Below are 12,171 nucleotides of genomic sequence, written 5' to 3'. Positions count from 1 at the left end.
AGGTTGATTCGGTTTCGTCAGTTGATCTTGGCGAGCAGGCCTTCCAGAGTCTTTGTTACGCCATTATCTCGAAGTCTTTGATAGCAACGCTCAAACGCTGCCACAAACTCAGCCGAGTTGGGAATAGCCTTGCCAAAAATCTCTTCCACACCCAGCAGGCGCTGGCTGATCAGCGCGTCGTCACTCACCAGCCCCTGGCAGAACTCGGCGCGTGGGTCGGGGATCTTGTAAGTCACGCCGTTTTCATCAACGCCTTTGAGGTACAACGCCCAGGCGGCGACAACCAACGCCGCGCGCTCGGTTTCACGCCCATCGGCAATCAAGCGATTGATGGTTGGTACGGTGAACTTGGGAAACTTCGACGAGCCATCGGAGCACACACGCTCCAACTGGTCAGCAATCGCCTGGTTGGAAAAACGGTCCACCAGCGTCTGCTTGTAGTGGGTCAAATCAATGCCCGGTACCGGCGCCAGGTTTGGCGTCACGTCCAGGTCCATGTACGCGCGCATGTAGGCGACGAACACCGGGTCGTTCATGGTGTCGTGTACAAACCGGTAACCCTTGAGAAACCCCAGGTAGGTCAGGGCCAGGTGGCTGCCATTGAGCAGGCCGATCTTCATCTCTTCGTAAGGCGTGACGTCATCGGTGAACTGCACCCCGACGCTTTCCCAGGCCGGGCGGCCGTTAACGAATTTGTCTTCCAGCACCCATTGCACAAATGGCTCGCATACCACCGGCCAGGCGTCGTCGATGCCGTGTTCGTCGTGCAGTTGCAGGCGGTGGGCGCTGCTGGTCATCGGTGTGATGCGGTCGACCATGGCATTCGGGAAACTCACGTTGGCCTTGATCCAGTCGTGCAGTTCGGCGTTGTGCAGGGCGGCAAATGCCAGCAGGGCCTTGCGCGTGACGGCGCCGTTGTGCGGCAGGTTATCGCAGGACATCACGGTAAACGCCGGGGTGCCGGCGGCGCGACGCTGGGTCAGTGCGGCGCAGATAAACCCGAACACGGTTTTCGGGGCATTGGGATGCGCCAGGTCGTGCTGGATCTGCGGCAGGTGTGCCATGAACTCGCCGTTACTGTCATCGATGCAGTAGCCGCCTTCGGTGATGGTCAGCGAAACGATGCGAATCTGCGGGCTGGCCAGCTTGTCGATCAGCGCCTGGGCGCCGTCTTCGGCCAGCAGCATGTCGCTGATCGCGCCGATCACGCGCACGTCGGTGTCGTCGGTATCGCCCAGCTCATACAGGGTGAACAGGTAGTCCTGGCCGGCCAGGTCGTCGCGGGCCTTGCGGTCCTCGCTGCGCAGGCCGACGCCGCAGATGCTCCAGTCCAGGCCAACGCCGGTATTCATCAGCGCGTCGGTGTAATACGCCTGGTGCGCGCGGTGGAAACCGCCGACGCCGATATGCGCGATGCCCTGGGTGGTGCTGGCAATCGCATAGGCGGGAATTTTCACGTGCGGCGCCAATTGGGTGAGGTTCTGTTTATTCAGTTTCATCACAAGTCTCGCGAAATCAGGCGGCAGCGCGCAGTGGACGAGCCACGGCCACGCCATCGGTGTCGAACAGATGGCAGTGCGCCGGGTCCAGGTGCAACTGCAGGGTTTCGCCGTATTGGCTGGCCATGTCGCCACGGATGCGCAGGGTCAGTGGCTCGCCGCTGGCGGTGATGACGTGGCAGAAAGTGTCGCTGCCCAGGCGCTCGCCGACGTCGGCGGTGACGGTCAGCGTGGTTTGGCCAGGCGAGGCAATTTCCAGGTGTTCCGGGCGAATACCCAGGGTCACCGCGCTGCCCACGCTCAGGCTGGCGCCGCTCATTGGCAGGCTGATCAGCATGCCGGCGTCCAGTTGCACGTCGCAGCTTTGACCCTCGACACGGGTCACCTTGCCCTTGAGGAAACCCATTTTCGGCGTACCCAGAAAGCCCGCCACAAACAGGTTGGCCGGCTGGTGGTACAGCTCCAGCGGCGAGCCGACCTGCTCAACGCGGCCGCTGTTGAGGACCACCACCTTGTCGGCCAGGGTCATGGCCTCGACCTGGTCGTGGGTCACGTAAATCATGGTCGCTTGCAGTTCTTTATGCAGGCGCGAGAGTTCCAGGCGCATCTGCACACGCAGGGCGGCGTCGAGGTTGGACAGCGGTTCGTCGAACAGGAAAATCTTCGGGTTACGCACGATTGCACGGCCGATCGCCACGCGCTGACGCTGGCCACCGGACAGTTGCTTGGGCTTGCGCTCCAGCAACGGGCCAAGTTCGAGAATACGCGCCGCTTCGCTGACTTTGCTTTCCACCAGCTTCTTGTCGACACCCGCCAGGTCCAGGGCAAACGACATGTTTTTGCGCACGCTCATGTGCGGGTACAGCGCGTAAGTCTGGAACACCATGGCCAAATCGCGCTTGGCCGGGGTGACTTCGGTGATATCGCGGCCATCGAGTTCGATGGTGCCTTCGGTGACTTCCTCAAGGCCTGCGATCAAACGCAGCAGGGTGGATTTACCGCAGCCCGACGGGCCGACGAACACCACGAACTCCTTGTCGTTCACCTCAAGGTCAATGCCCTTGATGATCGAGAAACCTTCGAAGCCTTTTTGCAAATTCTTGATTTTCAGGTTGGCCATGATGGGCCTCCGCTTGGAATTATTATTTAACTGCGCCGAAGGACAGGCCACGCACCAGCTGTTTCTGGCTGATCCAGCCAAAGATCAGGATCGGCGCACAGGCGAGGGTCGAAACGGCGGACAATTTGGCCCAGAACAAGCCTTCGGGGCTGGAGTAAGAGGCGATCAGCGCGGTCAACGGCGCGGCGTTCGAGGAGGTCAGGTTCAGCGACCAGAACGCCTCGTTCCAGCACAGGATCAGCGACAGCAGCACAGTGGAGGCCAGGCCGCCCTTGGCGATCGGCAGCAGCACGCGGACCATTTCCTGCCACAGGGTGGCGCCGTCCAGGCGTGCGGCTTCGAGGATGTCCTTGGGGATGTCCTTGAAGTAGGTGTACACCATCCACACCACAATCGGCAGGTTGATCAGGGTGTAGATGATGATCAGCGCAATGCGCGTATCCAGCAGGCCAAGGCTCTTGGCCAGCAGGTAGATCGGCATCAATACGCCCACAGGCGGCAGCATCTTGGTCGACAGCATCCACAGCAAGGTGCCCTTGGTGCGTTTGGTTTCGTAGAACGCCATGGAGTAGGCGGCCGGCACCGAGATCAGTAGGCACAGGGCGGTGGCGCTGAACGAGATCACCACCGAGTTCCAGGCGTAGGCGAAGTAGTTGCTGCGCTCGTTGATGTGCAGGTAGTTCTCCAGCGTCGGCGTGAAGATGAACTGCGGCGGCGTGGCGAACGCGTCGATTTCGGTCTTGAAGCTGGTCAGCACCATCCAGAAGATCGGGAAGAAGATCAGGATCGCGATGGCCCAGGCCAACGTGCCGAGCAACAGGCTTTGCAGGCGGCGGGATTGTTGAAGCGTCATGGCGCGGCCCTCAAGGCTTGTCAGTCAGGTTTTTGCCGATCATCCGCACCAGGATGATCGCCGCGATATTGGCGATGACCACGGCAATCAAGCCGCCGGCCGAGGCCATGCCCACGTCGAACTGCACCAGCGCCTGGTTGTAGATCAGGTAGGCGAGGTTGGTCGAGGCGTAACCGGGGCCACCGTTGGTGGTGGTGAAGATTTCGGCGAACACCGAGAGCAAAAAGATCGTTTCGATCATCACCACCACGGCGATCGGGCGCGCCAGGTGCGGCAGGGTCAGGTGCCAGAAGATCGCGATGGCGCCGGCACCGTCCAGGCGTGCGGCTTCTTTTTGTTCCTGGTCGAGGGACTGCATGGCGGTCATCAGCAGCAGGATGGCAAAGGGCAGCCACTGCCACGACACAATGATGATGATCGACAGCAGCGGGTAGTGCGCCAGCCAGTCCACCGGCTCGGCCCCGAACAGCTTCCACACGGCGGCGAGAATCCCCGATACCGGGTGGAAAATCAGGTTCTTCCAGATCAGCGCACCGACGGTGGGCATGATGAAGAACGGCGAAATCAGCATCACCCGCACAATGCCGCGGCCAAAGAACTCACTGGCCTCCAGCAGCGCACTGATCAACACGCCGAACACCACGCTGATCAGCAGCACGCTGCCCACCAGTAACAGGGTATTGGTGGCGCCAGGCAGGAAGCCCGAGTCGGTGATGAAGTAGGTGAAGTTCTCCAGCCCCACGAATTGGTTTTCGCCAGGGTAGAGCAGGTTGTAGCGGATCAGCGAAAAGTACAGGGTCATGCCCAGCGGCACGATCATCCACAGCAGCAGCATGGCCACCGAGGGGCTGACAAGGAACCAGCCGGGGTTGGCCAGGCGGTTTTTGGGTGTTGTATTCATTAGGATCAAGACCAGTCGGGTGCATGCAAAACTAGAATCGGAGCGCGCTCAATGTGGGAGCTGGCTTGCCTGCGATGGCATCACATCGGTCTGGCTGACAGACCGAGTCGCCCGCATCGCAGGCAAGCTCCCACACAAAGCATTTATCGCGGTGATGCTGAGTTATTTGGGATAACCCGCCCGCTTCATCTCGCGCTCGGTGGTGGTCTGCGCGGCGGTCAAGGCTTGGTCCACCGTTTGCTGACCGGTCAGCGCGCCCGAGAAGAACTTGCCGACCTGGGTACCGATCGCCTGGAATTCAGGAATGGTCACCAACTGGATACCGATATACGGCACCGGCTTGAGGGTCGGTTTGGTCGGGTCGGCGACTTTCAGCGATTCGAGGGTCACCTTGGCGAACGGCGCGGCTTTGAGGTACTCGTCGCTGTAAGTCGATTTGCGCGTACCCGGCGGCACATTGGCGATGCCATCGGTCTTGGCAACCAGCTCGCCGTATTCCTTGGACGTTGCCCAGGTGGTGAACACCTTGGCGGCGTCCTTGGCTTTGGAACTGGTCGGGATCGCCAGGCTCCAGGAGTACAGCCACGAGGTGCCTTTGTCGGTCTTCTCGTGGGGCGCGAAGGTGAAGCCGACGCTGTCAGCGACCTTGCTCTGAGACTTGTCGGTGACGAACGAACCGGCCACGCTGGCGTCCACCCAGATCGCGCACTTGCCGCTGTTGAACAGCGCGAGGTTTTCGTTGAAACCGTTGCTGGAAGCACCCGGCGGGCCGGATTTCTTCATGTTGTCGACGTAGAAGTTCAACGCGTCCTTCCATTCCGGGCCGTTGAATTCAGGCTGCCATTTTTCATCGAACCAGCGTGCGCCGTAGCCGTTGGCCAGAGTGGTGATCAGCGCCATGTTCTCACCCCAACCGGCTTTGCCACGCAGGCACAGGCCGTACTGCTCTTTGCTCTTGTCGGTGAGTTTGGCGGCGAATTCGCCGATCTGGGTCCAGGTCGGGTGCTCGGGCATGCTCAGCCCGGCGCCCTTGAACAGGTCGGTGCGGTAGTAGGTGATCGAGCTTTCGGCGTAGAACGGCAGGGCATACAACGAGCCTTTGACCGACAAGCCGTCACGCACCGAAGGGAACACGTCGTCGAGGTCGTAGGACGCCGGCAGGTCTTTCATCGGCTCCAACCACCCCTTGGCGCCCCACAGTGCAGCTTCGTACATGCCGATGGTCAACACGTCGAACTGGCCGCCCTGGGTGGCGATGTCGGTGGTCAGGCGTTGGCGCAGCACGTTTTCTTCAAGCACCACCCAGTTCAGCTTGATGTCCGGGTGCTCGGTCTCGAAGGTTTTCGAGAGCTTTTGCATGCGGATCATGTCGCTGTTGTTGACGGTGGCAATGGTCAGGGTTTGCGCGCCAAAGCTGACGGCGCTGAGGGTCATGCAGGTAGTCATGCAGGTGGAGACAAGCAGTGCTTTTGCTGTGAACTTCATCGCGCACTCCATTTCCGCGCCCAAGGGGCTACAGAAGGACAGTTATTGTTGTTGTGTCTTCCGACAAGATGTCAGGAAGAGTGTGCGGTGATTACAGCCTTCAATTGGGGTTATGACAAATCCTTGGGCGCACTGGGGCTGATACTTTTTTGCACTGGTCGCTGAGGCGGCTCATACGGTTTCTCCAGGGTTGGGCAAACGCACGGCCGCACAGTTGCCGTGCGGCCTGCCCAGAAATCCCGTGGCTGGGATGTTTGAATCAATGAACTTTCATTTCCACTTGAATCGTGGCGGGAGGTTTGCTTTTGGTGTACAGGTGGTTTTTCGATAAGTGCGTCAACATTTTATTGGCTCGGGCGCTTGTCTTATTTAAAACGCTTTGCCACAAATCAACCGTGATGGATCCTTCTTTGAACTCACGCTCCCAGTTAATTTTCTCCCCGGCCCGGTAAACATTTTTTGACAGCAACACGAGCGTATGATTGCTGCCGGGGATTTGCACCATATAGGTTCGGTAGCCGCTCTCTTTGGCTGACGCCTTGATCGTATCTGCGGCATACGCCGCCATCTCGGCACACTGTCCGAATATTTTTCCGTTTGCGTCCCTTTCCGCGCCCACTCGTCGGGCCAATCGGGTTTGAAACGTCTCACTGCGCACTGCGCCATAATTATCCAGTCCCAGCTCCTTGCGCAGTTCGTCGCGTCTTCTCCTCACGGCCTGGTGGTTGCCATCATATTTGTATTGAGTGACCCCGTTTTCATTAGCGGTGGGGACGTCGGTAATAGCGATCTCTTCGAAGTGCGGTTGAAGTGCTTGTTGAACCTCGTCCATGACGACACGTGCCTTATCTCCCTTAGGCGCTTGCAGTGTGCGCCACAGGGACAAATCATTGAGGTTGGCCACCTTGCCCTCACTGACCAGCTGTGTGGGACGAAGTGTTTTAGGGCCAGGTTGTTGGCGCGCTCTGAGGGTGTCCCGGTACTCTTTGATCATCGGTTTTTCAGCGGACGTGCATTTTTTGAATACGATCTCGTTTGGCTGCGGAGTCTCCAGCCTTGTGTAATAGAACTCGGCGGTGTCGGCCTCGATTACCAAGTATTTAGCGGCGCTGCCCTGGGGGTCGTTGACGACAATGCCTCTGAGTTCCCGCGTGTCGTCACACAGATCACTGATGCGGTTGAGTTTGACGACACGCGATTCTGCTTCTAACAGGTTGTCCGGGTTCAAGTTATAAAAACCAAACCCAGCGTCGTTCTTGAGGCTGGCGCTTATCTCCTGTTTATAGATGATAGGTTTTTGATCGGTCACGGGCTCCAAGCGAAGCCCCGTGTCGTGTTCAACCCAACGGTAACGGCGTCGCTGGAAAACAGTGAATCTGTCCTTCTCCAGAAGTTCGGGTACTGAAGGGAACAGGCGCACGTGTTCAAGCGCTTGAAGTTCCTGAGCGGCCAGGTCGTCAACGTTGTTGAGCACTTTGGAAAAACAGGTCGTATCGACCACGCGTTTAGTCCTGCCCGCCGAGATAGAAGGGGCAGGGCAGATGCCTTCAAAGCCCTCCAAAGGTTTAAAGTGCTCGGCTGATTCCAGATCAGTCATTACCCCCGGGTTGCGAGTGTCGTAGCGGTACACGCGTTCGCCTTCGACCAGGTCAAAACCATGAGTGCGGGGCACTGTGTAAGCGTTGGCGGATACCGGTTTCTCCGTCACCAGTGCGTGGCTGCCGTCCGCCAGGGCTTCTTGATGCAAGACGTAAGAGGTATCGGGCACAAAGCTCACCAGAGGCGGGCCATAAGCCGCGTCGGTCGTAACGTCATACGCGTACCAATGACCGTCTTGGCGTACTGCGCTGATATTGGCTTGCTCAGTGCCGCCGTAACTTATTGTGCCATCAGCCCGGTTGGCCGCCGAAGCAAATGTGCCCGCATTGCGTTCGGCTGAAGGGGCAATTTGCGTGCGCCCGAACGAGCTTAACGACTCCGAGACGCTGGAGGCAGTCAGGTCGGTGAACGCGATATTTTCAACCTCTTTAACCCCGAACTTATCGATCAAACCGGCGGCGATCTTTGAACCTGCCCAGCCCGCACCTGTTTTTGCCAATGTCCATAGTTTGCCCAGGCCCTCGGTGGCGACGTACATCACAATATCAACGCCCAGGTCCCACACCGCCTGCGCATACTTGCCCTGGAAAACATCCAGCACACTGGAGCCTCCCGGGAGGGCGCGTAAAATGCCTTCGAAGGCGTCAATAGGTTCCACGGCGTTTTCAACTCTGTTCGCACGCCGGTTCAAATGCGTTGCGACAAAACTGGTTTTGTTCAAGTAGATCGAGTCCACCAGCAACTTAGACAAATACTGGGTTCTTTGACTGTCGTAGTTGGAGGTCTCATGGGTTGCGCTGAACGCAACCAAGAGCTGCCTGATACCGGTTGTTGGGTCGTCATTCGGGATAACGAAGTCGGTTTCGTCGATCCGGGTCAATACGACGTTGGATCGGGTTCCGGGCTTCGGCTCTGCGCCGTTATTGAACGCCGTTGCGTCGAGGGTTTGCAGGCCGGAAGTGCCGTCAGGGATCGTTGGGTCGATAGCGGGGATTTTTACTATTTTTCCAATGGCCGGGTAGATCGCAAAGGCTCTGTCAACGCCCTGGTAATTTGTCGTTAATACGATGCCATTGCCGGCGCCTTTGACTTGATAAACTTTCACCGATCCGTTGACGAGACTCTCGCGATCAGCAAGAGGCAGCTTGCTCAGCATCCCCTTGAACAGTGTGACGGTGTGTCGTCTGCGCAGCGTGTAGTCTTGTTCAATGGCTTGGTTGAACTGGGCATTAATATCAGGCAACTCGCTAGCGCCGGCGCGCAGTGCCTCGGTATCCAGTCCCGGACGCGATGACGTCCAGCGTTCTCCAAGGCGCCCGGCCTCGTAGGCTTCAACGATGCTTGCATTGACACCCGAAAACAGCCCGCCTCCCACCGATTCCCAAAGATCAGCGCGTTCGTAGTCGATATGGTTACCAAATTTTTCTCGCAACGCCTTTAGAGCCATGCTCCTTCTGGTGGGCGCCTCCGGCCCGCGCAGGAAGTTGATTGCCTCGGACGTCTCCTTGATCTGTTGGTCCAGTTTTTCCTGGCTCAATCTGTGCTGCTCAGGAGTGTAGGGAGCGGTGTCACTTTGGATTTCGTGATTGTTGGCAATTGCCCAGTCTCTGACTGGATTGACCTGGGCCAAGGCCTCCAGTCGGGCTTCAGTGGCTGAAATGGGCCTTATCTTGTGAAAGTTCATCGCTTGCTGGAAGGTCATATTTGCGCTGGCGCCGGGGGCTATCCATTCAACCCGGTTGACGGCAGTGGCAAAGGCGACCCACTCAGTGGAACTGAAGCAGGCCATTGATGGCATCTCTTTTGCCAGCAGGGCAGGGGCCGTCCCCGCCATCAATAATTGGGCAACTGCCGGCACAAGGTTGGGCGCAATGTTGCGCTCTGAAGCCAAGTGCTGGTTGAAGCGTTCACGAATCTCACCCGGCTCAAGCCCCCAGTTGGCCGATTGCATGAAATCAAAACCCGCAACGCTATTGCGCATCGTGCCGGCGGCCGGGTCGAGTTCCAGCACCAGCACGGTTAACAGCCATTGTTGAAGGCTGGTAGCGGTTGGCGCACCCTTCATCTGGGTTTGCAGGCTGGCCGCTAACGCCAGGGCTTTATCCGTGGAGAGCAGTTGTTGCAACGCGGTTGCCGGATCACTACTGAGGTTGGGGACCGCTGTGCCTAGATAGTCGAGCAGGCTTTTCTCGGCGCCAATGAGTGTTTTTACCTGCTCCACTACTGCGCTGCGCTGCGTTGCGCAGTGCTCAGCGACAGCGGCGTCGACAGAAACCCCCAGTGATTGCCCAGCGGTGGCGACCGTGGGACTGGCGTCTGCAACGCCGCCAGTAGATTGTCGTTATCGGCTTTCGACTGCGTGGTGTACCAGCCATTGTCCGCGATAAATTGCTGAACCGTCGTGACGCTTTTAGGCTGATGCGATGAGTCGGGAGAGACTACAAAGCGCGCGCTGTCGTCGACTTTGCCTTGCTTCAACAGATTGATTAACGCATACCGATCATTGCTGTTACCCAGCGCGGTACGCTGACTTCGCAGCCGCGCCACTGTGACTTGCGCAGGTTCCGATCGCTCCGGCAAGTGCTGGGTGCGGCCTATCAGTTCCAACTGCCGGGCAAATTTTTCGCTGCTGGGGTCGGTGCTGATACCGTAGAAATTGCAGAGCCATTCGAACGGTACGCTGCTGGCGGTGCCATATTTGAGTTCGACGGGCTTTGTGCCGGCAGCGAATGGCGCTGCGGCAGCGTTTACAGGGTTCATTACGTCGAAATGCTCAGGAAACTGTTTGGCAAAGTCGGTTTCTCTCGTCCGCAGATCGGCCGCATCTTTTGGCGCAACCCAAGTTGTGTCGGTACCGACGAGGTTGTTCTGCTGGCGCCAATCGCTATAACCCCGTGCGTTCAGGGCGTCGCCCAAGTAAGCCAGTGATTGACCGAACAGGCTGTTGGCCGGGATCGAGTCAATCATCGTTGCCGTGGCCTTGGCTGGGTCAGCCTTGATCTGCAGCATCACTCGATGCACGGCGATGGCCAGGTCGTGTTCGGCCTTGGCCAACACATCAGCGGGTGACTGTTGGCTTTCCTCCGTGGCGTTGTTTGTGTTGGCTCGCACGGCGGCGGCGAGGGTTTCAAGGGGCGAGGGGGGAATGGTTGTGCCGGCCAGTTGCTGTATTACCGCCTGCTGGCGCTGCTGTATGGCATTGGCTTGGTCGGTGTCGGCCAATGCTTTGAAGTTGTTGTTTTGGTTGATCTCGACCACCCGGCCGAGTGTGGCCGCAAGTTGGCGTTGCTCCCACCTCGGTTTACGACTGTCCTCTTGGTGAGGCGGCGCTTCGTTGTAGAACGCCATTACTTCAAACAGTGTCGCGCGGGTGCCGGTGGGGTAAGTCACGTCCGAGTCAGACCCGGCGGCCATCTGTTGAACGGCTGGCTTAATCTCGACCCAGGCATCGGCCCAGCCTGACACATCGTTGACGGTGAACGTGGTGGGGACACCCTTCACTTCACCTGTCAGTGCACCGCTGACAGGGTTGATGCGCACGCTGCCGGGGTCCAAATCGTTGTCTTTCGCAAAGGTTTTGAACGCATTGCCGTTGAGTGCATTCAAGAGATGTTTGCGCACTTGGCTGAAGGTTGAATACTCAGGAATATCTTCCAGAATGACTGAGGTTTCATATTGGGTCGTTTCCGGAACCAGTTTCATCAACCCCTGGCTGACGAGCTGCGCCAGCGCACGATCCGCTTGCTTAACCTGCTGTTGCGCGGTGAGCGGGGCGAACGGCTCAAGCGTCTGCCGTAGTGCGTGTGTCGGCAGATCCACGATCCGTTGGCTCGCCTCCCGCTGTCGCTGCTTGATGGGCGCATCCAGCGGGTCGGTGCTGCTTAACGCAGCGAACTTGCCGTCGCGCAACAGTTGCCCGGCCATCGACAGAGTGTCGTTACTGCCGATCGAGCCCAGTTGCATACCGTAGAAACCAGCGATGTCGCTGGCGGATGCCTGCGCTCGACCGTAGAACGCAATGTCTGAATAACGCATGCCTGCCAGTTTTTTTGCGGCGGCCAATACGGCGCCTGAGGCCGCAGACCATTCAGGGTCATTGGGGGAGAAGTAACTGACTAAGCCGCCATCAACCTTCTCGGTCAGGGCGCCGTCGACGCCAATGATCAGGTTCGAAGTCTCAATCAACTTGGCTTCGGCAAACGATTTGAACGGTTGCGATTCGAGCGCGTCAGCCAGCGCAGACCACGCCTGGCCGAAGGTTGAGTGCGGTGGGACGACAACCTTGTCCGGCTCCTCGCTTGAGCGACGTGTCTCTCTGGCGAGCCGTTGGCGGATAATGCTGTTGGCAACGCCGATGGCCAGTTGCTGGTCGCCTCGTTCAACCAACGCGTCGGCGAACTGGCGGGTTGACGCCAAGCGTGAAGGCGGTGTGGCGTTGGGGTTCTGCAAGTCTCGGCGTATGCGCGCGGCAACAGGGCGAGTGTTCGATGGGCCGGGTGGTGGGTTGTCGAGGGCCTCCTGAGCCGGCTGAGGGTGGCGGGTTAGCGGTTTGACTGGCTCGACGGGTAGTAGCGGGGCGCTTTGAGTGGGTGAAGGCTGAACGTTGATCATAGAGTTACCCTTTGTGCGTCAGAAAAGCACCAGCCAATGCCTAAAGTAGCGGCGATGCCTTCGCTGAGTGACAGTGGGTCCTACAAGGTTCCTGCTGCGCGTT

The 12,171-nt window shown here is 58.5% G+C and carries 7 protein-coding genes; all 7 read right to left on the bottom strand.

Annotation, left to right across the window (positions count from 1 at the left end; all coding sequences use genetic code 11):
• Positions 1 to 17 precede the first annotated feature (17 nt).
• The 7 genes from BFP92_RS25715 to BFP92_RS25685 all read right to left on the bottom strand — a co-directional run bounded on the left by BFP92_RS25715 (position 18) and on the right by BFP92_RS25685 (position 12,068).
• On the bottom strand, positions 18 to 1,499 hold the full coding sequence (locus BFP92_RS25715; protein WP_065931755.1) for a mannitol dehydrogenase family protein: 1,482 nt from the start codon (positions 1,497 to 1,499) through the stop codon (positions 18 to 20).
• A 16-nt stretch (positions 1,500 to 1,515) separates the two neighbouring features.
• On the bottom strand, positions 1,516 to 2,619 hold the full coding sequence (gene ugpC, locus BFP92_RS25710) for an ABC transporter ATP-binding protein (protein WP_065931667.1): 1,104 nt from the start codon (positions 2,617 to 2,619) through the stop codon (positions 1,516 to 1,518).
• Between the two features lie 22 nt (positions 2,620 to 2,641).
• Positions 2,642 to 3,472 carry a carbohydrate ABC transporter permease gene (locus tag BFP92_RS25705; RefSeq protein ID WP_056859282.1) on the bottom strand — a complete coding sequence of 277 codons (831 nt, stop codon included), beginning with the start codon at positions 3,470 to 3,472 and terminating at the stop codon, positions 2,642 to 2,644.
• Positions 3,473 to 3,482: 10 nt separating this feature from the next.
• Entirely contained in the window at positions 3,483 to 4,373 is an 891-nt protein-coding gene (locus BFP92_RS25700) for a carbohydrate ABC transporter permease (protein WP_056859283.1), read from the bottom strand.
• Positions 4,374 to 4,535: 162 nt separating this feature from the next.
• Positions 4,536 to 5,858 (bottom strand): ABC transporter substrate-binding protein, encoded by a 1,323-nt coding sequence (locus BFP92_RS25695; protein WP_065931666.1) that lies wholly within the window; start codon positions 5,856 to 5,858, stop codon positions 4,536 to 4,538.
• Between the two features lie 259 nt (positions 5,859 to 6,117).
• Positions 6,118 to 9,678 carry a hypothetical protein gene (locus tag BFP92_RS25690; protein ID WP_065931665.1) on the bottom strand — a complete coding sequence of 1,187 codons (3,561 nt, stop codon included), beginning with the start codon at positions 9,676 to 9,678 and terminating at the stop codon, positions 6,118 to 6,120.
• On the bottom strand, positions 9,678 to 12,068 hold the full coding sequence (locus BFP92_RS25685) for a hypothetical protein (RefSeq protein ID WP_139114122.1): 2,391 nt from the start codon (positions 12,066 to 12,068) through the stop codon (positions 9,678 to 9,680). Before BFP92_RS25685 ends, BFP92_RS25690 begins: the two co-directional genes overlap by 1 nt.
• Positions 12,069 to 12,171: the final 103 nt, after the last annotated feature.

Origin of the sequence: Pseudomonas sp. 58 R 3 (assembly GCF_900006605.1) — a bacterium.
Classification (GTDB): domain Bacteria; phylum Pseudomonadota; class Gammaproteobacteria; order Pseudomonadales; family Pseudomonadaceae; genus Aquipseudomonas; species Aquipseudomonas salomonii.
Note: the sequence above shows the minus strand (reverse complement) of the source record. Positions and strands in the feature narration are given on the sequence as shown.

Bases quoted from the DNA above. Each gene is read 5' to 3' on its own strand.
- BFP92_RS25715 (WP_065931755.1), bottom strand. From the start codon at position 1,499: ATGAAACTGAATAAACAGAACCTCACCCAATTGGCGCCGCACGTGAAA.
- BFP92_RS25700 (WP_056859283.1), bottom strand. From the start codon at position 4,373: ATGAATACAACACCCAAAAACCGCCTGGCCAACCCCGGCTGGTTCCTT.
- BFP92_RS25695 (WP_065931666.1), bottom strand. From the start codon at position 5,858: ATGAAGTTCACAGCAAAAGCACTGCTTGTCTCCACCTGCATGACTACC.
- BFP92_RS25685 (WP_139114122.1), bottom strand. From the start codon at position 12,068: ATGATCAACGTTCAGCCTTCACCCACTCAAAGCGCCCCGCTACTACCC.
- BFP92_RS25705 (WP_056859282.1), bottom strand. From the start codon at position 3,472: ATGACGCTTCAACAATCCCGCCGCCTGCAAAGCCTGTTGCTCGGCACG.
- ugpC (WP_065931667.1), bottom strand. From the start codon at position 2,619: ATGGCCAACCTGAAAATCAAGAATTTGCAAAAAGGCTTCGAAGGTTTC.